Annotated in this window: 19 protein-coding genes; 14 read left to right on the top strand and 5 right to left on the bottom strand. The window is 38.6% G+C overall.

The window, feature by feature from the left end; all coding sequences use genetic code 11:
* The first annotated feature begins 24 nt into the window (after positions 1-24).
* Positions 25-1,215 (top strand): MFS transporter, encoded by a 1,191-nt coding sequence (locus tag PQ511_RS14785; protein WP_273852666.1) that lies wholly within the window; start codon positions 25-27, stop codon positions 1,213-1,215.
* A 42-nt stretch (positions 1,216-1,257) separates the two neighbouring features.
* On the opposite strand, the gene PQ511_RS14780 is transcribed toward PQ511_RS14785, so the two are convergent.
* Positions 1,258-2,427 (bottom strand): lactate 2-monooxygenase, encoded by a 1,170-nt coding sequence (locus tag PQ511_RS14780; protein WP_273852665.1) that lies wholly within the window; start codon positions 2,425-2,427, stop codon positions 1,258-1,260.
* A gap of 177 nt (positions 2,428-2,604) precedes the next feature.
* Here PQ511_RS14780 and PQ511_RS14775 point away from each other — a divergent pair, with 177 nt between their 5' ends.
* The 3 genes from PQ511_RS14775 to kynA all read left to right on the top strand — a co-directional run bounded on the left by PQ511_RS14775 (position 2,605) and on the right by kynA (position 6,608).
* Complete coding sequence (locus PQ511_RS14775) at positions 2,605-3,972, top strand: bifunctional metallophosphatase/5'-nucleotidase (RefSeq protein ID WP_273852664.1); 1,368 nt, start codon at positions 2,605-2,607, stop codon at positions 3,970-3,972.
* A gap of 1,095 nt (positions 3,973-5,067) precedes the next feature.
* Positions 5,068-5,610 carry a site-specific integrase gene (locus PQ511_RS14770; RefSeq protein WP_098443696.1) on the top strand — a complete coding sequence of 181 codons (543 nt, stop codon included), beginning with the start codon at positions 5,068-5,070 and terminating at the stop codon, positions 5,608-5,610.
* 155 nt (positions 5,611-5,765) lie between these two features.
* Positions 5,766-6,608, top strand: a complete 843-nt coding sequence (kynA, locus tag PQ511_RS14765) for a tryptophan 2,3-dioxygenase (protein ID WP_273852663.1) — start codon at positions 5,766-5,768, stop codon at positions 6,606-6,608.
* A 58-nt stretch (positions 6,609-6,666) separates the two neighbouring features.
* On the opposite strand, the gene PQ511_RS14760 is transcribed toward kynA, so the two are convergent.
* Complete coding sequence (locus PQ511_RS14760) at positions 6,667-7,716, bottom strand: iron-containing alcohol dehydrogenase family protein (protein ID WP_273852662.1); 1,050 nt, start codon at positions 7,714-7,716, stop codon at positions 6,667-6,669.
* Positions 7,717-7,718: 2 nt separating this feature from the next.
* Positions 7,719-8,366 (bottom strand): MtnX-like HAD-IB family phosphatase, encoded by a 648-nt coding sequence (locus tag PQ511_RS14755; protein ID WP_273852661.1) that lies wholly within the window; start codon positions 8,364-8,366, stop codon positions 7,719-7,721.
* A gap of 165 nt (positions 8,367-8,531) precedes the next feature.
* Here PQ511_RS14755 and ilvA point away from each other — a divergent pair, with 165 nt between their 5' ends.
* The 6 genes from ilvA (at position 8,532) to PQ511_RS14725 (ending at position 15,592) form a co-directional block, all read left to right on the top strand.
* On the top strand, positions 8,532-9,788 hold the full coding sequence (ilvA, locus tag PQ511_RS14750; RefSeq protein WP_273852660.1) for a threonine ammonia-lyase IlvA: 1,257 nt from the start codon (positions 8,532-8,534) through the stop codon (positions 9,786-9,788).
* 100 nt (positions 9,789-9,888) lie between these two features.
* A complete protein-coding gene (locus tag PQ511_RS14745) occupies positions 9,889-10,851 on the top strand; it encodes an LLM class flavin-dependent oxidoreductase (RefSeq protein ID WP_273852659.1) in 963 nt (320 codons plus the stop codon).
* Positions 10,852-10,999: 148 nt separating this feature from the next.
* Positions 11,000-12,925 carry an ATP-dependent DNA helicase gene (locus PQ511_RS14740; protein ID WP_273852658.1) on the top strand — a complete coding sequence of 642 codons (1,926 nt, stop codon included), beginning with the start codon at positions 11,000-11,002 and terminating at the stop codon, positions 12,923-12,925.
* A 74-nt stretch (positions 12,926-12,999) separates the two neighbouring features.
* Positions 13,000-13,947, top strand: a complete 948-nt coding sequence (locus tag PQ511_RS14735) for an aminoglycoside phosphotransferase family protein (protein WP_273852657.1) — start codon at positions 13,000-13,002, stop codon at positions 13,945-13,947.
* A gap of 21 nt (positions 13,948-13,968) precedes the next feature.
* Positions 13,969-14,538: a histidine phosphatase family protein gene (locus PQ511_RS14730; protein ID WP_273852656.1), complete on the top strand. Its 570-nt coding sequence runs from the start codon at positions 13,969-13,971 to the stop codon at positions 14,536-14,538.
* Between the two features lie 109 nt (positions 14,539-14,647).
* A complete protein-coding gene (locus PQ511_RS14725; protein WP_273852655.1) occupies positions 14,648-15,592 on the top strand; it encodes an MBL fold metallo-hydrolase in 945 nt (314 codons plus the stop codon).
* A 286-nt stretch (positions 15,593-15,878) separates the two neighbouring features.
* Here the strand turns inward: PQ511_RS14725 and PQ511_RS14720 are convergent, their stop codons facing one another.
* Together PQ511_RS14720 and PQ511_RS14715 are read right to left on the bottom strand one after the other, a co-directional pair.
* A complete protein-coding gene (locus tag PQ511_RS14720; protein WP_273852654.1) occupies positions 15,879-16,418 on the bottom strand; it encodes a PadR family transcriptional regulator in 540 nt (179 codons plus the stop codon).
* Positions 16,415-17,257, bottom strand: a complete 843-nt coding sequence (locus PQ511_RS14715; RefSeq protein ID WP_273852653.1) for a sialate O-acetylesterase — start codon at positions 17,255-17,257, stop codon at positions 16,415-16,417. Before PQ511_RS14715 ends, PQ511_RS14720 begins: the two co-directional genes overlap by 4 nt.
* Before the next feature lie 354 nt (positions 17,258-17,611).
* Between PQ511_RS14715 and PQ511_RS14710 the strand changes: the two genes are divergently transcribed.
* From PQ511_RS14710 to ppc, 4 genes are all read left to right on the top strand, one after another.
* On the top strand, positions 17,612-18,049 hold the full coding sequence (locus tag PQ511_RS14710; RefSeq protein WP_273852652.1) for a GNAT family N-acetyltransferase: 438 nt from the start codon (positions 17,612-17,614) through the stop codon (positions 18,047-18,049).
* A 256-nt stretch (positions 18,050-18,305) separates the two neighbouring features.
* Positions 18,306-19,619 carry a TrkH family potassium uptake protein gene (locus tag PQ511_RS14705; RefSeq protein WP_273852651.1) on the top strand — a complete coding sequence of 438 codons (1,314 nt, stop codon included), beginning with the start codon at positions 18,306-18,308 and terminating at the stop codon, positions 19,617-19,619.
* Positions 19,620-19,634: 15 nt separating this feature from the next.
* Positions 19,635-20,294 carry a potassium channel family protein gene (locus tag PQ511_RS14700; protein ID WP_273852650.1) on the top strand — a complete coding sequence of 220 codons (660 nt, stop codon included), beginning with the start codon at positions 19,635-19,637 and terminating at the stop codon, positions 20,292-20,294.
* A 243-nt stretch (positions 20,295-20,537) separates the two neighbouring features.
* Positions 20,538-23,288 carry a phosphoenolpyruvate carboxylase gene (gene ppc, locus PQ511_RS14695; protein WP_273852649.1) on the top strand — a complete coding sequence of 917 codons (2,751 nt, stop codon included), beginning with the start codon at positions 20,538-20,540 and terminating at the stop codon, positions 23,286-23,288.
* The last annotated feature ends 67 nt before the right edge of the window (positions 23,289-23,355 follow it).

The following is a 23,355-nucleotide window of genomic DNA, read 5'->3' as shown; positions in this document are numbered from 1 at the left end:
ATATGATAGAAAGAAGGAATAGCTATGGTCAAACAAGAGGATCTTCGGAAAGAGAAGATCTGGACGCGCGACTTTATTTTTATATGCATGGCAAACTTTTTTATTTTTGCGGGGTTTCAGATGACACTGCCTACGCTACCTTTGTTTGTAAATAAACTTGGTGGGAGCGATCAATTAATCGGTTTTGTTGTCGGTATTTTTACTCTATCTGCTTTACTCATTCGACCTTGGAGCGGTCATGTTCTTGAATCACTTGGAAGGAGAATCATCTTCTTAATTGGATTAATGGTTTTTGTTATATCGGTTGGCTCTTATGCGTTTACTGGCAGTCTTGTTCTTTTGTTCCTCATGCGTGTAGTCCAGGGACTTGGATGGGGGATGTCGACCACAGCGGTAGGGACGATTGCAACAGATTTAATCCCACAAAAGCGAAGAGGTGAAGGAATGGGGTATTTTGGCCTTGCAGGAAATTTAGCAATGGCATTTGGCCCTGCTCTTGGTTTATTCCTCATCGCTCTTTCTGGTTTTAAAAGCATGTTTCTGATTGCAGCTTCAGCCGGTTTACTTTCATTCATCATTGCTTCAATTATCCGCTATAAGCCTGCGAACAAAACACCGATAGAGAAAAAGAAATGGGACATCTTTGAGAAGACTGCCTTAATGCCTTCGATACTACTATTCTTTGTTACAATGGTCTTTGGAGGAATCGCTACCTTTCTACCATTATACGCTGAGCAGTTAGGTATTGACGGTATTGAATGGTACTTTGTTGTGTTTGCGGTATCACTTATGCTTGTGCGGGCTTTTGCGGGTAGAATCTATGATCGGAAGGGACATAAAGCTATTTTTCTTCCAGGTGCTTTTTTAATCTTAGCGGCAATGATTGATCTCACGTTATTAGCGAATCAATTTATGCTCATTCTTGCAGCTGTATTGTTTGGTATTGGATTCGGCTCCGTTCAACCCGCTCTTCAAGCTTGGGCAGTAAATGAAGCACCCCTTCATCGAAAAGGGATGGCGAATGCTACCTTTTTCTCATTTTTTGATTTAGGTGTCGGCCTAGGAGCAATGTTTTTCGGGTTAATCGCCTCTACATTTGGCTATGCGGATATTTATTTAACTGCTGGGATATCCGTTCTCATTTCGATGGTCATTTACGTTATTTATTTAAAAAGAAGTGCGGCGGTTCATAGGACTCATGAAGCTGTACAATAGAAATCATCAAAAAATGAGCGGGGATTCCCGCTCATTTTTTGATTATCTACTGCTTGGAATGATCATAGCTTTGTTAATTTCATTGATGTCTCGACACCCAGATAAAGCCATTGTTAAATCAAAGTCAGCAAGAAGGTTAGAGAGCACTTGCTTCACACCTACCTCACCACTTACAGCTAGTCCGTACATACATGGTCGTCCTACGAGGACGGCTTTAGCTCCAAGGGCAAGGGCTTTAAATACATCAGCACCTCGTCTAATCCCACTATCCATCAAAACAGGGACTTGATTTTCCACAGCTTCTACAATGGCCGGCAGAGCATCGAGTGCTGAGATCGAGCCGTCCACTTGACGCCCACCATGGTTTGAAACAATAATGCCATCAGCTCCATATTTTAGGGCTAGTTTCGCATCATCGGGATGAAGAATACCTTTTAATATAATCGGCAAAGACGTATATTTCCTTAGCTCTCCTAAATCCTCCCACGTTAGTCCGGCATTTCCAAATACGTGTGTCCAATGCATGATTGCTCCCATTGCATCTTCTTCAGGAGGTACGTGAAGACCAGCACGAAAAGCAGGATCTGTTAAATAGTTACCAATTCCTTCACCTATCAGAAAAGGCAAGTACACATTTTGTAGATCCAACTCACGCCATGCCATCATCGGAGTGTCAAGCGTTACGACGATTGCTGAGTATCCAGCAAGTTCCGCTCGTTGAACAAAACTTTTAGCGATTTCTGGATCTCGACTCCAGTAAAGTTGGAACCACTTAGGTGCGTCTCCCATTACTTCAGCAATTTCTTCCATTGAATGACTTGATGCAGAACTAGCAATGTAAGGAATCCCCATTGAGGCAGCGGCTTTCGCTGAAGCCAGTTCACCTTCTTGATGAATAATGGATTGCACACCGATTGGAGCAACGAACAATGGAGCAGGAAGCATCTGACCGTACAAACCTACTTTTAAATTTCGGTCTTCCACATGGCGAAACACACGAGGCACGATGTTCCAGCGTTTAAATGCTTCACGGTTCGCATTTTTCGTTTCTTCAGCTCCAGATCCCCCGGCTACATAATCATAAGGTCCATCTTCTAAAATTTCGCGTGCGCGTGTTTCCCAATCTTCATACCTTGTTGGTAACCGATCTGGATCAGGTGAAAGCATCTGTTTGTAAATACCAAATTGAATTTCATTGCCGATATTCGCCATTTGTACTCTCCTTTTAAAGTGTAGTTAGTTGAATCTTCTTTACTTTCCATCCATTTCCTTCTTTAAAAGGAAAACTTTATTTTAAGATAAGGAAGGAAAAGAAGGAATTTGTATGTCAGTTTCGAAGTAGTAGAATGGCACTAATTATGTCACTAAAGAACTTATTGGGGGACAATCATGAAGCTTTCGATCATACATACGAATGATATTCATAGCCATTTTAATAATTTTGCTAAAGCAACATCACTTATTAGGGATTATGCAGATGAAAACACACTCGTTTTAGATGGGGGTGACTTTGCTGATTTTAAAAGTATCGAGCTTCAAGGAACACGGGGAATTGGTGCAGTCAAAATGTTGGAATCGACCGGGTACGACGCCATTACGATAGGGAACAATGAACTTTTTAATGGAAATGAGACATTAGAGCATATGGCGGGTCATAGCACTGTACCGTTTATTAGTTGCAACCTTCTTAAAGCTAACGGTGAATCGTTCAAAGGGGTATGCAGTAGTAAGATTATTATTAAAAATGATCTTCGCATTTTAATTACGGGTGCTTCACCAGATTTACAAGAGTTCAATGAGTTGATGGGATTTCAAATTCTAGGTTATGTCGAAACGATCAGAGCAGAAATCAAGAAGCAGCATGGAAACTATGATATTTGTATTGTATTAAACCATGTTGGGACACAAGCAGATATCGAATTAGCTGAAGCCATTGATGAAATTGACTTGATTTTGTCCGCACATGACCACGTCCTTTATGAGGAAGCAAAAATAGTGAATCATACGATCCTTAATTCAGCCGGTATGTACGGTGAACATATTGGAATTATAGACGTTGACGTATCAAATGAAGGGATCAAACTATTAGCTTCTTCCACCATATCAACATCCAAAGCCATTGAGGATGACAAAATACAAAATATACTGGAAGTAAGTAGAGAGGAAGCGATCGTGAACCTCAGTAAACCGTTGTATAGTGTTAGCGAACCTTTGTGGCATGACGTACTTGAAGAGAACCCGATGACTAATTTAATCGCAGATGGGTTGAAGGACCGTTTTGATTGCGATCTTGGACTAATTAATAGTGGAATTGCAAACGGAGGTGTCGTTGACTATGTTTCTAATAAAAAGTTAATTGAAATTTGTCCTTCGCCATTAAATCCTACGTACTTTGAAGTTCAAGGGAAGAACCTCTATGCAGCTCTTGAGAGTTCATTAAATAGCTCGGTTTGTATGGCTGATGGAAAAGGACCCGGATTTCGTGGGAAGTATGTAGGAAGACTTCATGTATCTGGTGCAAAAATCAAACATCATCATCATAAAATTGAGATGATTACGATTAACGATGAAGTTTTCGATCCTGAGCGGTGGTATCGAGTGGCTTCTTCAGACTATTTATTAAGAGGATCGGGTTATCCAGATTTAGCGAACAATCGAAACTTTCAGTACCAACCAGATGAAATAAAAGATGTTATTAGAGAATACGCCAGGAAAGAGGCATTCGTAACAAATGCTTTCATGAAGCGTTGGATGTAGACTGTAACGGGATTTTTGTTACTGATAAGCTAATGAATTTAATCCAAAGAAACGTGATGAAAAAGAGGTATGTTAATTTGTAACCACAGGCAGAGCGATGCTTGTGGTTTTTCATAATGATTACTCATGATTCAAATGATGAGATCAAATTAAATATAAGGGAGAGATAATTCAATAATCGGATGAATACATTCGAAAAATAAATTTCAATTACCGTATTAATATTAAAAATTTAAATTTAATGTTTAAGAAATACTCATTAAAACAAACGAAGTCAAGAGAAAAAGAGCCCAAATAGTCCTGCTTTTCAGTAACACGATTAAATCCTATCGGAATTTTTAACAATTTTACGTAACTCTTCAACCGTGAGTCTACTCATAGTACTTGTCTACCTTAGTAGATAAATAAGCACACTTTTTTCGTTAATTAAGAAGTACGCTGGTCTACCATGAGCGAATGCCTTAATCTTCATATGGATCATCTTCACGGAGGACATCATATCTTTCAAGTGCCTTTAACTCTTTATCTTCAAATACTATGTATGAAAGAGAGGACCTTGTTCTCCATTGTTTTTAGATTTCAAATTTATTAGTGGAAATGGTGGTGATGTGACCATTCTTATTTTGAAGAAGTCAGTAAATTCTTCAAGATTTTTAAAGTCACTAAGCAGATTGGACAATAAGAAACTATACCCGAAATAACAAAATGCAGCAGAAAATTTGATGTTGCATCTTTCTCTGATAATTTACACAAACTATTTTTTTCCTGGAATAGAAACAATCGCCTTATCACTTAAGTCAGTTTCATAACCAGACACCAGATCATTCCTAACAATAGTGCAAAAAAAACAATTACATTTTCCTCTTCAGGTTCGTTTCGAACGAATGACACGATATGCATTAAAATAAAAGTAAGTGCTTCTATTTTTACACAATGATACAAAACATATATTGTGTATCATTATGAAAATGAATGAAAGCTTATTTTTAGGGGGTTTTCTCTTTTCTAAGGGAGACCAGAAAGGTATAATGATACATATCAACGAAAAATTTATCATTAATGATACATATTGAATGCAGAAAGAAGGTTGCCTTCATGAACACGGTTCAGCCGATTCGAGATCCTCAGAAGATAAAATTAGTAAAACAAAACCTGCGAAAGCGAAATTCCAGAGATTGGTTTTTGTTTAATATGGGAATTAATACTGGATTACGCATTAGTGACTTACTACCTTTACGTGTTGGTGACGTTCGAAACCAAACGCATATCATCATAAAAGAAAAAAAGACCGGAAAATCAAAACGGTTTCCGATTAACTATGCCCTTAAGGAGCTAATCGAGTCGTATACGTTTGATATGGAGGAAAGAGATTTTTTGTTTCCTTCAAACAAAACAGATCTACCTATTCAACGAGGGCAGGCTTACAAGATTCTAAATCAGGCAGCCGCAGAAGCGGGGCTTTCAGAAATCGGGACGCATACAATGCGAAAGACGTTTGGTTACTTTTACTATAAACAGACGAAAGATGTAGCAATGCTTCAAAAGATCTTCGGTCATTCAGCACCATCGATTACTTTAAGATATATTGGAATTGAGCAAGAACAGATGGATGAATCACTGTTTAATTTTAGTTTGTAGGAACATCCAAATTTGAACATGTTATACTTTTTTAAGAAGAGGGGAACCAAACTCCTTCATAACACCTGAATGTTGAGAGTCACTATATTAATGAAGAAACTTGTATAAGTATAGTGTTTTGGTTCCGCTTACAATTTAAAGAGGAGGTTTTCACATTGGAAAAAAAAGAGCGACGAGACCCAACTGAAGCATCCATACATACTGATTTTAAAAACAATATGACGTACGGAGAATACTTAAGCCTTGATAAAATACTTGCGGGGCAGAATAGGTTATCAGACCATCATGATGAAATGCTTTTTATCATCATTCACCAGGTAAGCGAATTATGGATGAAATTAATCTTACATGAACTAAAGGGCGCCATTGAAGCTATCGAAAATGATGAATTGTCGACTGCTTTTAAAATGCTTGCGCGTGTTTCGAAAACACAGACCCAAATCATTCAGGCCTGGGACGTTCTCTCAACGTTAACTCCTTCAGAATATATGCAGTTCCGTGATTCTCTAGGTCAGGCATCCGGTTTCCAATCTTATCAATACCGTATGATTGAGTTTGCATTAGGCTATAAAACACCTCACGTACTCAAGATTTATGAGAAAGATAAAGAGCTTCATGAACACCTTAAAGTCGCTTATCAGGAACCAGGCATTTATGATGTAGCGATTAAGGCTCTATCGAGAGCGGGATTACCTATCGATAGTGACGTTCTTGATCGCGATGTAACCGAAACATACGAAAAGAATGATTCAGTTATGCAAGCTTGGTTGACTGTTTATCGAGATGTTGACACGCATTGGGACCTATATGAACTTGCCGAGAAGCTTGTTGATATTGAGGATTGGTTACAACAATGGCGTTTCCGCCACATGAAAACGGTTGAAAGGATTATCGGGTTTAAACAGGGGACCGGCGGCTCGTCTGGCGTTGGGTATTTGAAGAAAGTATTGGATCATCGCTTTTTTCCTGAACTTTGGGATATTCGAACAGCGCTCTAGTATTACATAATATCATTATGTAAACAAATATAAAAAATGCCCTCTTATGGGCATTTTTTTATATTAATATTTCTTGTAACACGTTATCAACCTCTAAGAAAGAGAGCGCTTTTTGTTGGAAGGTAGGATCATGAAGGTAAGTGTAACGATTTGGTTTTACTGAGGGAGCTAAGAATATCGCCTCTGCCAGAGCAGATTTTGGAATCCTTACTTCTTTTACATAATGGAAGAAACCCGTTCGTTCAAACACTTTCTTCATTCGTAATGCTCGGTGGTTTTGAACGTTTGCCATGATGTACGTAGCGAGACCCACTTGAATCCCGTGCATATAAGGTTTCGCCAATTGTTTATCAAGAGCATGTGATATTAAATGCTCTGAACCACTTATCGGGGCGCTATTTCCGCTAATCACTGTAGCCACTCCGCCCATTGTCAACGAGCTTACGAGCTCCTTGATGAAAATGGGATTTTGAAGATCAGTCATTGGCGTTCGAATAAAGCTGTTGACCGCTTTTTTACTTAGCATTGCTGCGAAGGCGTTTACATGACTTTTTCCATGCCTTTCTTCAAATTCCCAATCATAAAGAGCTGTAATGTTACTCATTAAATCTCCTACACCTGCAAGTAAGAAATGCGACGGAGCCAGTTGAATCACTTCAAGATCCGCAATAATGCCAAAAGGCACCTGTGCAGGAACGGTTGTCTTTTTTTGATTCACGATAAGTGAACAATTGCTGCTAGCAAAGCCATCATTCGAAGCAGATGTCGGCATGCTGATAAAGGGGAGTTTTCTAGAAAAGGCAATATACTTCCCGTAGTCAATAATCATACCGCCCCCCATAGCAACGACAACATCATAGGAATCAAGCGTAAAAGCAAATGTAATGAGGTCCTGAATGGTTTGACCGGGTTCCATTTTTTGAACGTTTATCATCACGTGTGTCATCGATTTCTGAAAGGACTCGGCATAAGCATCGTAGGTAAACTCATCAAACAAAAACAGGGCATGCTGAAACCCGTGCTTGTGAAGAATAGCATCAAGCTGATGACGGATACCTAAACGAATCTCCAAAATAGAAGGAATTGGAATATTCGTTAATGCATGCATGCTTAAAGTGTTCCTTTCTCACGCAAAAAATCTTCAATCTGCAAAAACGAATCAACGGCAACATACGGCACATTCTTTTCCTTTAACAAATCTTGAAGGGCATCTTTAGCAAAAGTTAGATCGGCAACTTTCGCAGGATGCGAATCTGGCTCGCTATCTCCAGCAAAATAAACAACATCATAGGTTTCCTTTAGTTCTGCAATTACTTTCGATTTATCAATGCCGTAACGTCTTGAATAGTGTTTATGATTTTCATCAATCGACAAATGGACATTTTTATCTTCATAATATCCTTTATTTGAGAATACCGGTACGTCTTGAATGCCATATTGCTCAAGAATGTGATGAATGTAATAATCGGTGCCGGCACTTAGTATATAGAAATCCCCACCGCTTTCTTGAACCTTTTGAATGAAAGAGGGAACGTGCTCATCAATGGGTAACGTGAGAATATCTTGAATAATTTGCTCTTCATGTTGGTCAATCGATTGGAAAACCTGGCTAAGGAAATCAATATCTTGCATTTCTCCTGCTTTCCACTTCTTATACAATTCTTTACCTTCAGGATAATAAGTGTCAATGACAAGCCAGTAGAAATCCTTCTTTGAAATCGTTCCATCAAAATCTGAAACAAAAGCCCACTTTTTCATTTATAAATCCTCCTCGATGATTGAGTACCTATTAAAATTGTAGCATGCTTTTTATTGCAAAAGAAATTCAATTCTTTTAGAACAATAACGTACAACAGCATTAAATTGTGTTAAAATGATTTTTAAAAAGTTAAACAATTCAATTTAATCTGAAGGAGTGCGAGAATGAGTAAAACAATCAGCAAAGTCCAGGTGGAAGACATCATTATCGCAAACCAAGTTTTAAAAGAAGTCGTTGTTCATACACCGTTACAACGAAATGAAATACTCTCCGATCGCTATAACTGCAACGTTTATTTGAAAAGGGAAGATTTGCAAAATGTCCGTTCTTTTAAAATTAGAGGGGCCTATAACCTGATTCAAAGTTTAACAATGGAAGAAAAGGAAAACGGGATCGTATGCGCAAGTGCAGGAAACCATGCGCAAGGTGTCGCTTTCTCTTGTAAGACGCTTGGTATTCAGGGGCACATCTTTATGCCCGCTACCACGCCAAGGCAAAAGATTTCACAAGTTGAACTGTTTGGAGGCTCCTACGTTGAAGTGATTTTAACAGGAGATACATTTGATGATTCCTTCCATACCGCGAAAGAGTTTTGTAACAAGCAAGACAAAACCTTTATTCATCCATTTGATGATTATCGAACGATTGCAGGTCAAGGAACTGTTGGCCTAGAAATTATGAATGACATAGATGAAGTGGATTATGTGATGCTCGGCATTGGTGGGGGAGGACTTGCTTCTGGTGTCGGATCGTATATTAAAAGCATTAGTCCCGCTACGAAAATCATTGGAATTGAACCTGAGGGCGCTGCGGGAATGAAGCGTTCGATTGAACACGACAGCGTCGTACCACTTGACTTTATTGATAAATTCGTCGACGGTGCTGCTGTGAAGCAAGTTGGCAAGTTGACCCTGGACATTTGCAAGCATCTTCTTGATGATGTTGTTCTTGTGCCAGAAGGGAAAATTTGCACAACCATTTTGGAACTATACAATCAGAATGCGATTGTAGCGGAACCTGCAGGAGCTTTATCGATTGCTTCACTCGATTTCTATAAAGATCAAATTAAAGGAAAAAACGTTGTCTGTGTCATTAGCGGGGGAAATAATGATATTAATCGAATGCAGGAAATTCAGGAGCGCTCCTTGATTTATGAAGGTTTGAAACACTATTTTATTGTGCATTTCCCCCAACGTGCAGGCGCCTTAAAAGAGTTTATGGCGGATGTATTGGGACCAACAGACGATATTACCCGCTTCGAATACACAAAAAAGAACAACCGAGATCGAGGACCGGTCTTAGCAGGTATTGAACTTAAACATAAAGAGGATTATGAACCTTTGATTGAGCGTTTAAATCGAAAAGGGTTTTCATACATTGAAATTAATAAAGATCAGGACCTTTTTAACCTGCTTATCTAAAACGCCTATAATGGGCGTTTTTCTTTGTCAGGGCTTTCGAGTATAAATGAGACGCTTCTTTCGATATGATAGGAAGAGATTGTATTAAAAGAGGTGCACAATGAAACTTAGTATACTTGACCAATCACCCATTTTTTATGGAGAAACGGAAGGGGATGCTCTACAATCCTCAACAGAATTAGCTGTTCTCGCAGATCGTCTTGGCTATACCCGATACTGGGTCACAGAACATCATGATTTAGCAAATGTAGCTTGTCCTTCACCTGAAGTGCTCTTAAGTTATATTGGCGCACATACAAAGCAAATTCGCCTTGGTGCTGGAGCCATTCTTCTTCCGCACTATCAACCTTATAAAGTTGTGGAAATTTTTCATACGCTCGCCACGCTATTTCCAAATCGTATTGATCTAGGTCTAGGAAGAGCACCAGGTGGGTCTGCCGAAGCAACAACGGCTCTATCGCCACGATTTCTTGAAGAAGTTCGAAAGATGCCAGAAAAAGTAGAAGAGTTACTTCACTTTCTTCATCATGATTTTCCGAAAGACCATTTGTTTCATAACGTTCAAGCAAAACCAATTCCGAACCACAGGCCTGAGCCGTGGTTACTAGGAACAGGAAAGAAAAGCGCATTACTTGCTGCGGAATATAATTTATCCTATGCTTTTGGTTATTTTATGAGTGATCAGGATGGAAAGGAAATTTTCAACACGTATCGAACCCATTTTGTTGGCGAAAAGCCTTATACGATATTAGCCGTTTCGGTTATTTGTAGTGAAACCAAAGAACGAGCAGATGAACTTGCTCATTGGACCAACGTTATGAATGAAGCAAGAACGAAAGGGAATCAAACGCTCTTATCCGTTGAAGAGGCAAAACACATTTCTCTTCCTACTAAATCCGATACAAAATTCATTAGCGGAACATTTGAGACGGTAAAGCAGAAGTTACTAAATCTTGAAAAAGAATTTGAACCAGATGAACTCATGATTACAACAATCACGCCTAATCGAGAGGAAAGACTAACTTCTTTTCAACTTTTAAGTAAAGCCATACAGAAAGAGTAGATGTTTTTTCACTAATACCAATAAATCTGTTATGATAGAGTTTGGTTTCTTTTGTTTTTATAAAACACGTTACGAACTGTCAGCATTTGCACAGTACCAATAGATAAGAAAATAAAAGGACGGATCATGCTAGAAGAGGAGACCGTACATGACTCAATCACTACCTTTTGAAATTACAAAGGAAGATTCTTTTTACGAAAAGCTCGGAGACTATGTTGGGGATGTATTTTACGACATTCTACCTGAACATGGATACGAGCTTCGAGATGAACAGATCTTCATGGCTTTTCAAATTGAACAAGCCTTTAAGAATAAGAGCGTTGTTTTTGCCGAAGCAGGCGTAGGAACAGGCAAAACATTTGTTTATTTGCTTTACGCAATTTGCTATGCACGTTATACAAGAAAACCAGCCATTATTTCGTGTGCGGATGAAACGCTTATTGAGCAGCTCGTCAAAGAAGGCGGAGACATTGAAAAGCTCGAGAAAGCCCTGGGATTAACTGTAGATGTGCGCCTTGCTAAAGCAAGAGAGCAATATGTTTGTGTAAAAAAACTTGATTACCTTTCACATCGAACAGATGATGAAGACATCTTGAGCGTACACGATGAAATTCCAGAGTTCGTCTATGAGCCTGCTGCGTCAATGAAATCATTCCATCGATATGGCGATCGTAAAGAATACCCATGGGTACCAAATGATAAGTGGGAAAAAATCGCATGGGATCCACTGCAACAGTGTTCCACTTGTGATTGGCGCCATCGATGTGGGCAAACGTTAAATCGTGAATATTATCGTCATGCAAGTGATTTAATCATTTGTTCTCATGATTTTTACATGGAACATATTTGGACGAAAGAATCGCGTAAACGTGAAGGGCAACTTCCATTGCTTCCTGAAGCAAGTACAGTTGTTTTTGATGAAGGACACCTACTTGAATTTTCAGCACAAAAAGGACTAACATATCGCTTTCACTCTGAGACTCTCTCAAGTATTCTAACAGGATACATGGACCAGGACGTACGAGAGGAATCTCTCACCCTTGTCGAAGAGATTCTTGAGCTTCATGATAACTGGTTTGCTCATCTCAGTGACTCAGCAATAGCCGTAGAAGGTTCCGTTCGTAAGGATGTACCACGAACAGAAACAATGATTGAAATCGCAAAAGCCATTGCTGAAAAGGTAGATGCGCTATTAGAACAGCTTGTTTTTGATTCTGAGCTATATGTAATGGAAGATTATCATGTCAAGATCATGGAAGAATACCTTGAATTTTTTGCTTATGGATTAAGAACGTTACTACAGGATGGAGAAGGGATTCACTGGCTAGAGGAAACAGAGACACAAACTTCGCTTGTGATTATGCCAAGACTTGTAGAAGACATTTTAAGAAAAGAAGTGTTTTCACAAAAAATTCCTTTTGTTTTTTCGTCTGCAACGTTATCTCAGGCAGGGGATTTCTCTTATACTGCTAGCAGCCTTGGTATTCAAAAATACGCCTCATTTTCTGTGAATTCTCCATTTGATTACGAGACACAAATGAAAATGAATGGAACGGTTTCTCAGTCTGAAAAAGAAAAATGGGAAGAAATGGGCCGTGCGCTCAATCAGAACAAAGGCCACTCGTTATTGCTCTTTTCATCTCTTGAAGAAATGAATCGATTCCGCAAGTGGGCCGATCAAGAAAGCTGGGATTTTACAATCATTTATGAAGGCGATCGTGAAATCAGTGAAACAGTAAAAGCTTTCCAGCGAGAGCAGTCTACCGTTCTATGCTCGTATCATCTGTGGGAAGGACTTGATGTACCTGGTGAATCGCTTACGCAGGTGCTTATTTCATCCTTGCCATTTCCACCAAACGACCCGGTGTTTCAGGCAAAGCGAAGTCACTCAGAAAATCCAGTAAACGAAGTGGATCTTCCATATATGCTACTACGTTTACGTCAGGGAATTGGACGTTTAATTCGAAGCAGTGCGGATCATGGTTCTGTACGAATTTGGATGACAGAAGAGCAAGTCTCCACATATGAAAAGCAAATACAAGAAGTTTTGCCATTGCCAATTAACTGGAATTAATTCGAAAGCTCTTTCTCCAATGAGAAAGAGCTTTTTTCAATAGGAGTTGGTATGATAGATGGGGGAGGGATAGAATGAAAACGAATTGGGAAAGACATCATCCGATCATTCATCTTCCAGATGAAGCCATTGCTTCAATTGTGAAAAGCTACGATGCGAATTGGAGCGTTACATCAACGAGTTACCTTTCGGGGGGCTTAAGTCACACGAATTTGAAAGTCAACATTGCAAATGAAAAGCCAGTCGTCATACGAGTAGCAAGAAATTCTGAGAGTTTATTCCGAGAAAAAGAAATTCATCACAGATTACCTACTCATGTGCGAAGTTCCCAATTTCTGCACTCGACGAAATGGAATGGTTATAGCATTGGGATTTTAGAATGGAAAGAAGGTGCGTTACTACGAGATCAACTGACGAATTCTTCAGCACGCGAGATAGAAGAAATGGGGAAATCAATAGGTGAGCAGCTTGCCTATATTCGTGAAAAACGTTTTACTACATATGGTTTTCTTGACCCGAATCTTAATGTCAGGGAAGAATTCCAATTAACTCCTCAGTCATTTATCACGACAATCGAATCGTTTTTCAACCACCATGCTTCTAAATGGTTACCGGAACATATGCCTGGAAAAATCATTGAATTTACAAAGGAAAATGCGCCATTACTTGTAGAAGATCAGAGTGGAGCCAGACTTGTTCACGGTGATTTTAATGGATTGAACATTTTAATGACAAAAACAGAAGTCAATGCCATACTAGATTGGGAATTTGCATTATCAGGAAGTATTTATTTTGACATCGGGAACTTGCTTCGGTACGAATTCAAACAGATCGCTTCATTTGAACAGGGTTTATATGAGGGGTTAAAGAATCAAGGAATTGACCTACCAGAGCAATGGAAAAAGCTCGCGAAGCTTGCTGATCTAGTAGCGCTATGTAGCTTACTTGATCGAGTTGATTGCGGAGAAAATAGAGTGAAAGATATTACGCGCCTTATCAAACAGACGATACACTCAGATTAGTTAAAGAAAGAGGGAAAAGACATGAGGATCGGTTTTATTCGCCACGGGAGTACATCTTGGAATAAAGAAAAGCGGGCTCAAGGAAGCTCGGATATTCACCTTGATGAACAAGGTCGTCGGGATGCAGCTAAGCTTGGAGAATCACTCTTAAATGAAGAGTGGGATAGGATCGTTTCAAGTGATTTGTCGCGAGCAAAAGAAACAGCGGAAATTATTGGCCGTTTTCTGCAAATTGATGTGATAACAGATCCAAGACTGAGAGAAGCTGGCGGAGGGCAAATTGAAGGCACTACGGAGCAAGAGCGCATTGAAAAATGGGGAGAGAACTGGCGCGAGTTAGATCTTGGTATTGAAAAAGAAGAACTTGTTGTGGAAAGAGCACATGAAGCATTAAATGACTTACACGATCACTATCCTGATCAAAACATTCTTATCGTTAGTCATGGATCGTTTCTTCGCCATTTCTTTAAAAGCACGCTACCTGAACTAAATCACGAAAAGCATATTGTGAACACATCTTTAACGGTTTTAAGAAGAAATGGAGACAATTGGGTAAATGAACTTTATCACTCTACAAGTCATCTTGATTAACACAAGCAACGTTTTCTTTAGCTCCAACAAGCATTTTTGAGAGGATATGCATTAATCATCAAGAAGTCATTAAGGATGTAATTGCTACTTTTAATGGAGGGATTGAACGATGAAGCAATATCCTGTACGTATTGAAGAAGATTTATCTCTTATCGATCTTTATGACCTGTCTCTCACACAGCGGACAGGTTGCTATGTCTTGCATGAAGAAGAACTAACCATTATTGAAACAAGTGCAAGTCCTTCGGTTCCACACTTACTTAACGGGTTAGAAAAATTACAGATCGACCTAAATGACGTGCGTCATATTATTGTGACGCACATTCATCTTGATCATGCGGGAGGGGCAGGATTGCTGCTAAAGAAATGTCCAAATGCTCGTATTCTCGTTCATTCAAAGGGAGCACGGCATTTAGAAAATCCAACTCGCTTAATCCAGGGAGCTAAAGCTGTTTATGGCGAACGGTTTAATGAGCTGTTTGACCCGATTCTACCGATACCAAAAGACCGCTTAGTTATTATGAACGATTACGATGAACTGAAGATTGGAAAGAAGCGCACGTTAACATTTATCGACACACCAGGACATGCCAAGCATCATTTTTCCATACATGATTCCAAAACGAACGGCATGTTTGTTGGGGATACAGTAGGGGTTTATTACCCACAACTCGATATTGAACTCTATTTACCCTCAACCTCACCAAATCAGTTTGATCCAGATGACATGCTGGCATCTGCTGAGAAAATTATGTCATTTAAACCTAGTTACATATACTTTGGTCACTATGGTATGTCTAACCATCCGCCCGAAGTCATTCGACAGCTGAAAGGTTGGCTATCTGAATTCTCAAGAATAACTGAAGAAGTGATCGGAAAACACCATAAGAATGATGAACGTTCAGACCATCTTTTCAAAACGCTTTTAAGTAATGTTCAGGGCATTTTATCTAAACAAGGAGTACCTCTTGATCATCCCGTTTATCCATATATCAAGATGGATTTACAGGTGTCAGCACTTGGCCTACTAGATTACGCCAATCGAAAAAAGTAAGAACCCCTTAGGGTGATCTTAGAGAATTCCGCTTTGGGGTGCATAACCGATGAATGTCATCAAATGTCTTGTGTCATTTCACAGGACATTTTGCTTTAATGCCAGGGCTTCTCATATAGGATTGTAACGCATTACTTAAATCACTGCCTCTCATCCGGGATTCATCATTTTTTTATGAACCCTCTGATATAATTAAAACACTATTGGCTAAAATGGGAAAAATAAAAAAGAAGCACTACAATATAAATCACCTATCACTATTACTTAGTGATAGGTGATTTTAGTTTTATCCAGTAGCTTCTGCTAGGTCTGCCTTCAATTCTTTAAACCATTTTAAGTTCACTAAATGGTGTGAACGAGAATTTTCGTTCATGCGACGAAAATAATCAATTTTATCAGGTAATTCTTTGGTGGTAGCTAGGTATTCATCAAGAAGAGCAAGTCTGGCTTCAGTTTGATCAATTTGGGATTGGATTAGTTCTAATAATTTACTTTTATCGAATTCATTAGCAAAGAGTAATGCCCCATAGAATGGTAATTTTACATATTCGGATTTAGTTCCATATTTGGTCATTAATAGTTCGAATTCGTCTATTCCTAATGACGTGATTTTAAAGGTGTGAATGTCACGACCGCTGTTTGGTCTTATTCGGTGTGTTTGTTCAATCAAACCTTTTTCTTCAAGTTGTTGTAAATTGTAATAAAATGATCCCTTAGTAAAGTTAACAATATATTTATAATGTCGTTTTTCCATTAAACTTAATAGTTCGTAGCCATGAGCGCCAGGGTTTTGTATAAGTAAGCCAAGGATTAATAAAGGAATCATGGTTGCATCACCTTCGTCATTTGTTTTTCAAATTCAACGTAGGTCATTTTACCAAGAGCCAAATTCATACTGTGAATATAAATTTGTTCAGCTTTCGAATAGTTATGGTTTTTTTTAAGTGATTGATTTTCGTCCGAAAGAGACTCTAAGATATGACACTCTTTGGAAAATGCTTCATAGTAGCGATAACCGAATATTCGTTGGGAAACGGCGTTCAAATGAATACCATCCGGATTGGCAGTTAGACCTTCTGCGGATACAAAATAACAATTATGCTTCTCATGAGCGAATCGACGTAATTGTCCGTTGATTTCTTGAAACTCTGATGAGTACTTTCCGAGACCTGTTTTTCCTAGATACTCACCAAGCTCCCCAATGATTAATGGGACATTTTGAAGCTTTAATTCTTTACGTAAAGTTTCAATGATAAGAGATAACTTTTCATAATACGTTTTATGTAGAGAATTATTGCTATCACTTTCGCCTTGATGCCAAAGTATGCCACATATTTCACTAGTTTCAAGAGCAAATCGAGCTTCAGACAAAGCATGCTGAAAAAGAGTACCTTGTGGATGCCAATCATTCAAGGAGCTGCCACCTTCTGCACAAGGGATCAAACCAATTTCTTCATCCGGGTTGGCTTTCGACCATGCCTCTGCAAAAGATGCTGCGAGACTTACACCAGAAATAGGGCGGTCATAATTAATCGGCTCTGTCATCATTTGCCACTGACCGTTGCGAAGCATTTTTATTTTTTCATTATAGATAGCGTCTACATCATGCAAGAACCCTCGACCTGCCATATTTGATTGCCCTAACATTAAAAAAGATTTTATCATATAAATTCATTCCTTTACCGAATAGTCTAATTAAACCTCATTATCATATAGTCTAATTAGACTATTGTCAACTCGCGATTCCTAGTGAATTTTAATATAGAACTGTTAAGAGAAAAGATTAAATAACAGGTATGTTAGTGAAAGATATTTTGAAGTCAAGTCTTTCGTTTAAGGGGGCAACTCAAGAATATTAAATAGAATGCATTGTTTCGTTAAAATCGGGGCCAATCTGTAGTAAGGTAGGCTTTTTCTGTTGAAAAAAGGATAGATTTATTGGTTTTTTTTTGAAATAATCGGTATGTTGAGCAATGAATTTGAAAAAAACGTCCTATATTGGAAGGGTTGAGTAGATAAGTGGACATAAGAAAACCAAATGACGTAGAAATTGAAAAGATAATAGCACTTTCTCCAAGGGCTATATTTGAGGGAACTTTAGGTGAAACTGAACCAACGATTGAAAAAGCGAAACAGCTAGTAAAATCTCTTTTAAAGAAGGGCTGTTATTATTTAATATCAACTGAAAATAATGTCATAACAGGTTGGATTCTTTTAGGAGGAAGTAAAGACCCGTTTTCAGATCGGACACTAGGATTTATTTATGAATTATTTGTGATAGAGGAATACAGAGGTAAAGGTATATCAAAACAATTGATTAGAATTGGAAGTGAACAATTGAAACAAGAAGGATACTCCGAAATTCGTTTAAGCGTTTTTGCTGGAAATCATGCAATTAAGATATATGAAAATCTAGGCTTTAAGAACAGAACAATTTCTATGAGTATTTCATTGTAGATCATATCTTTCATTATTTCGGAGCGTTAGATGACCACTAGTGTAAAGGAAAAGACTCTTCAAATAAGCGAGTCTTTTTTGTATAATCTAAGCCAGTTATAGGGTCAAAACGTATGTCATTATAACCACTTTCTTTGATTTCGCACCTCTAATCCGAACCTTTTAGGGGGGATCTTAAGTGTTTTTTTATGAATACTAAACAAAAGCGTATATGATATAGTGAATGAGTCTACAGATCAACGTGTGGAGAGGTGCTATGTTAAAAACCAAATCAACGATTCAATCATTTCGATATATTTTCATTACATATGTAGGAGCCATCGTCTTATTTGCGCTCCTTTATTTACTGCCTTTTTCCCATTACGGAACACTACAAGCGGTTGATTCGCTTTTTATTTCCACAAGTGCGCTCAGCGTAACCGGTTTATCTTCAGTGAATATTTCGACAGACTTTACTCGGATAGGTCAGGCCTTATTGATTATTGAAATGCAGCTAGGTGGTATTGGAATCCTGGTTCTTGTTAGTTACCTTTTTCTAATGATGGGAAAGAAGCTAACGATGTCTAGCATGCTTTTAATTTCTAAAGACCAAAATCAATCGCAGCTAAAAACCATTCGATCATTAAGTTTGTCAGTATTAATGATTGCGTTAACAGTCGAAGCAATTGGCTTTAGTCTCATGTTCAATGCCATTAGTGAACAATACAGCTCAGTTAAAGAAGCGGTTTTTGTGACCGTTTTTCATAGCGTTGCAAGCTTTACGAATGCAGGATTTGATTTGTTTGGAGATAGTTTAATTTCCTATCAGCACAATTGGTTATTGCTTTTGACATCAGCTACAATGATTTTCCTTGGCAGCCTAGGATTTCCCACTATTGTCGAATACATACTTGGTTTTCGTAAAAAGAAAAGTTTATTTACAAAAGTGAATATCCGACTTCATAGTACGCTTTTTCTCATTGGCCTTTGTGTCTATTTCTTTTTAGAACATAGCGGCGTCTTTAACCATTTGTCTCTTTGGGAAAAATTCGTAAATGTCGTTTTTTTATCAGCCACATCCCGAAACGGAGGACTAACAACTGTCGATATTTCAACCTTAAATATCACCACAGTCCTTGTTTTAATGACTTTGATGTTTATAGGTGGATCTTCTTCAAGTACAGGGGGAGGACTACGCTTAACTACTTTTGCAGTGCTTCTAGCTAAGATGGTATCTGTCGCAAAGTCAGAAGAGTATACCACACTTTTTAAGAAAACCATTTCTCAGGATTCCATTAACAAATCCTTTTTAATCTTTTTAAGTTTCATTTTTTTATTTGCTTTTTCAACAATTGTCCTTTCCTATTTTGAATCTCAGGATATCCTCTTTGTGGCTTTTGAAGTGATATCTGCTTTAACAAATACCGGATTATCGATGGGTATCACAGGAGAACTGACTGGGGTATCAAAGCTATTATTATGTATGCTTATGATTATTGGACGGATTGGCGTATTTAGCTTCATATACGCTGTATTTAAAATCGAAAAGTCGAGAACACGTTACATCAAAGAAGACCTGGCTGTTGGCTAGAAGGAGTGAGGAACGATGCGTAAGCAATTTTTAGTAATCGGTGCAGGAAGGTTTGCAAAAGGCATCATCCGGGAGCTATATGAGCAAAAATGTGATGTTGTCGTATGTGATAAAGATGAAGGCCCATTAGAAGATATTGACGATTATACGACTCATTCCATTGTGGGAGATTTACGTGAAAACCGCGTGATGGATGATTTAAACGTTGAGCAATATGACGCCGTTTTTGTCGCAATTGGTACGGACGCCTATTCAGCCATCTTAATTACGAACCGACTGCGTGATCGAAAGGCAAAAAAAATTATTACAAAAGCTGTTAGTCGTGAAATTGGGGAAATTTTATCTAACTTAGGAGCAGATCAGGTCATTTATCCTGAAGAAGAAGCAGGGATGAAAGTAGCTAAACAAATCATGATGCCAAACGTACTTGAGTATATCGAAATCACCAAAAACGTCTCAGCAATTGAAGTCGAGGTCCCAGAAGAACTGGTCGGAAAAACGCTTTTCGAACTCGATTTTTCTAAAAAATATGAGCTGAATGTCTCCCTAATCTTGCGGAAGGAAGCCCCTATTTTGAGTCGCTATGCAGAAGTCGCTTTCCAAAAAGGGGATGTCATCTTAATGGTTGGAGAAAACAAAAAAATCGAGCGCTTTAAACACAAATTTTCAATCTGAATAAGTAACTCAATAGGAAATGGAAATCCGCATAGTTTTGCGGATTTTTTCATGAAAATACAAAAAAATAAAAAAACATTTGAATGCGTTTACATTGTTGTCTTTTCAGTACAAGTAGCTTACTTTTACATGGAAATCAGGTGTCATAAAAGATGACAAGAATAAAATTTCTTGTTTATAATAAGTTTATTGAAATATTTTTAATATTTGGTATTAAGTTATTAGAAGAAAGGTTGATCGGACATGACAATTGATACGGCACATTCAACACAACAAAGTCACCACGTTGCCCTAAGGCGTGACATTAACATGCTAGGAAGCCTTCTCGGTGACGTTTTAGTGCAGCATGGCGGCAAAGAACTACTTGAAATGGTTGAATCAATTCGTGAGAAAACGAAATCTCTGAGAACAGAAGCTGACCTCGAAACATCTCAACAGTTAAAAGAGACCATTCAGACGCTTCAGCCTCCAATGAGAAAACAAGTTATTCGTGCTTTTGCTCTCTATTTTCATCTCGTCAATATTGCGGAGCAAAATCACCGTATAAGAAGACGGAGAGATTATCAAATGCTAGAAGAAGAGCAATCTCAGCCAGGTTCAATTCCGCATGCAATTTCTTTACTTAAGAAGAATAATGTTCCAGGTGAGCTGATTGAAGATACATTGTCCGCTCTCTCACTTGAACTGATTTTAACCGCGCATCCAACTGAGGCAACCAGACGCTCAGTACTAGAAATTCATAAACGTATTGCGAAATCATTACAACAATTAGATAATCCGCTATTAACAAAGCGAGAACAAAAAGCACTACGCGCGGATCTACTTAATGAAATTACCATCCTCTGGCAAACAGATGAATTGCGCCATAAAAAGCCTTCCGTTATGGATGAAGTGAACATGGGGTTATTTTATTTTGAAGAAACCTTATTTGAAGTGTTACCTCAAATCCATCAGGAGTTAGAAGAGTGTCTGCAAGAACATTATCCTGACGCCAAATGGGAAGTGCCGAATATATTAAAATTTGGCTCTTGGATCGGCGGAGACCGTGACGGAAATCCATTTGTAACTCCAGAGGTTACTTGGAGTACACTCAAACGTCAGAGAGAAGTGGTCATTTCAAAATATAAAGAATCAGTGAAAAATTTAATGAGACAGTTAAGTCAATCCACAAACCGCATTTCTATCTGTAGTGAGTTGATGGAGTCCATTGAGGAAGATAAACGTCAACTTCCAAACGTAAAAGAATGGGGCGTTCCTCACGAGGCTTATCGTGTTAAATTGGCATATGTATTAGAAAAGCTAACTCAAGTGAACCGTGAGAACGGATACAAAAATACGGAACAATTTATCGCAGATTTAAAACTTATTAGCAATAGTTTACGTCAACATTTTCCAGAAGGTGCTCATTTTTCTGAACTAAATAAACTCATTCGACAAGCATCCCTTTTCGGATTTCATCTCGCTACGTTAGATGTTCGAAACCATAGTGGTGAACACGAGGGAGCAATCGCAGAAATTTTAAGCCGCGTCAATATGGCAAATGATTATGCAGCACTTGAGGAAGAAGAAAAAGTTCAGCTACTTACTAGTATTTTAGAGGATCCACGTCCTGTTTTATCGACTTATGAGGACTACTCTGAAAAAACACGGAAAATCATTGATATTTTTACAATGATAAAAAAAGCTCATCAAGAATTCGGCACAAAATCAATTTCTGTATACTTGATCAGTATGACCCGTTCGGCAAGTGATCTTTTAGAGGTACTCGTTCTTGCGAAAGAAGCGAACATTTACCGACTACATGCAGATGGAAGTGTCGAGAGCGATTTAAATATTGCGCCTCTTCTCGAAACCATCGATGATCTTAAAGCTGGACCTTCCATTATGAAGAAGCTTTTTGATCTTCCTGTTTATAAAAACCACTTAGCCGAAGTTGGCAATCGTCAGGAAATTATGCTTGGGTACTCTGATGGTAGTAAGGATGGAGGTACACTGACAGCGAACTGGAAGCTTTATCAGGCACAACAAGAAATTAGCAGCATAGCATCTGACCGTAACCTTCGTCTTAAATTCTTTCATGGACGTGGAGGTGCACTCGGTCGAGGTGGTGGCCCACTTCGCAGAAGTCTTTTGTCACAACCTCCAGAAACCTATACAGCCGGGGTGAAGATTACAGAGCAAGGTGAAGTGCTTTCTTCTCGCTATTTGCTTTACGATATCGCCTATCGAAGTTTAGAACAAGCTACTACGACGTTACTTACTTCTGCGGTTTCCGGTATTGAAAAAGATCAGCGTCAAGAAAAATGGCATAAAATGATGGAGGAAATGTCATCAGTTTCACTTAAGTCTTATCAGTCACTTGTGTTTGAAGATGACGGATTCCTTGCTTACTTTAAACAAGGAACACCACTACCAGAACTTGGCGCGTTAAACATTGGTTCACGGCCAATGAGCAGAAAAGGAACAGATCACTTCGATGATCTGCGTGCAATTCCATGGGTATTTGCATGGACCCAAAGTCGTCAACTTATGCCAGCATGGTATGCTTCAGGAATTGGTTTAACGAAACTTGCTACCACAGAAGAAGGATTAAAGAATCTAAAAGAAATGTATCAAGACTGGCCATTTTTCGCTTCACTTATTGATAACTTACAAATGGGCTTAATGAAAGCAGATCTCGCAACAGCGGAGAAATATATGTCTCTGATTGATGATGAACAGCTTGCAACTCGAATTTTTGGTAAGATTGTCGAGGAATACCATCGTACAAAAGAAGTCATTTTAACCATTACAGGTCAAGAAGAACTTCTAGATGGTACCCCTAATATTAAAGATTCCATCCGCTTACGTAACCCATATGTTGATCCATTAAGTTCGCTTCAAGTTGAACTAATCTCAACGTATCGATCACAAGGGAGCGAGGACGAAGAATTATTGAAGGAAATCCTGCTAACCATAAACGGTATTGCCGCTGGACTTAGAAATACAGGCTGATATTCCAATAACCCTCTCATGAGAGGGTTATTTTTTCTGTAAACAATCTGTTCGATTCTCGCTATTT

It is taken from the genome of Guptibacillus spartinae (assembly GCF_028610625.1).
In the GTDB taxonomy this organism is placed as follows: Bacteria; Bacillota; Bacilli; order Bacillales; family Guptibacillaceae; genus Guptibacillus; species Guptibacillus spartinae.
The sequence above is the reverse complement of the archived record's forward strand: the minus strand, read 5'-3'. Positions and strand labels throughout refer to the sequence as shown.

Coding starts and splice junctions, on each gene's coding strand:
- PQ511_RS14785 (WP_273852666.1), top strand. CDS start 25: ATGGTCAAACAAGAGGATCTTCGGAAAGAGAAGATCTGGACGCGCGAC.
- PQ511_RS14780 (WP_273852665.1), bottom strand. CDS start 2,427: ATGGCGAATATCGGCAATGAAATTCAATTTGGTATTTACAAACAGATG.
- PQ511_RS14775 (WP_273852664.1), top strand. CDS start 2,605: ATGAAGCTTTCGATCATACATACGAATGATATTCATAGCCATTTTAAT.
- PQ511_RS14770 (WP_098443696.1), top strand. CDS start 5,068: ATGAACACGGTTCAGCCGATTCGAGATCCTCAGAAGATAAAATTAGTA.
- PQ511_RS14760 (WP_273852662.1), bottom strand. CDS start 7,716: ATGCATGCATTAACGAATATTCCAATTCCTTCTATTTTGGAGATTCGT.
- PQ511_RS14755 (WP_273852661.1), bottom strand. CDS start 8,366: ATGAAAAAGTGGGCTTTTGTTTCAGATTTTGATGGAACGATTTCAAAG.
- ilvA (WP_273852660.1), top strand. CDS start 8,532: ATGAGTAAAACAATCAGCAAAGTCCAGGTGGAAGACATCATTATCGCA.
- PQ511_RS14745 (WP_273852659.1), top strand. CDS start 9,889: ATGAAACTTAGTATACTTGACCAATCACCCATTTTTTATGGAGAAACG.
- PQ511_RS14740 (WP_273852658.1), top strand. CDS start 11,000: ATGACTCAATCACTACCTTTTGAAATTACAAAGGAAGATTCTTTTTAC.
- PQ511_RS14735 (WP_273852657.1), top strand. CDS start 13,000: ATGAAAACGAATTGGGAAAGACATCATCCGATCATTCATCTTCCAGAT.
- PQ511_RS14730 (WP_273852656.1), top strand. CDS start 13,969: ATGAGGATCGGTTTTATTCGCCACGGGAGTACATCTTGGAATAAAGAA.
- PQ511_RS14725 (WP_273852655.1), top strand. CDS start 14,648: ATGAAGCAATATCCTGTACGTATTGAAGAAGATTTATCTCTTATCGAT.
- PQ511_RS14720 (WP_273852654.1), bottom strand. CDS start 16,418: ATGATTCCTTTATTAATCCTTGGCTTACTTATACAAAACCCTGGCGCT.
- PQ511_RS14715 (WP_273852653.1), bottom strand. CDS start 17,257: ATGATAAAATCTTTTTTAATGTTAGGGCAATCAAATATGGCAGGTCGA.
- PQ511_RS14705 (WP_273852651.1), top strand. CDS start 18,306: ATGTTAAAAACCAAATCAACGATTCAATCATTTCGATATATTTTCATT.
- PQ511_RS14700 (WP_273852650.1), top strand. CDS start 19,635: ATGCGTAAGCAATTTTTAGTAATCGGTGCAGGAAGGTTTGCAAAAGGC.
- ppc (WP_273852649.1), top strand. CDS start 20,538: ATGACAATTGATACGGCACATTCAACACAACAAAGTCACCACGTTGCC.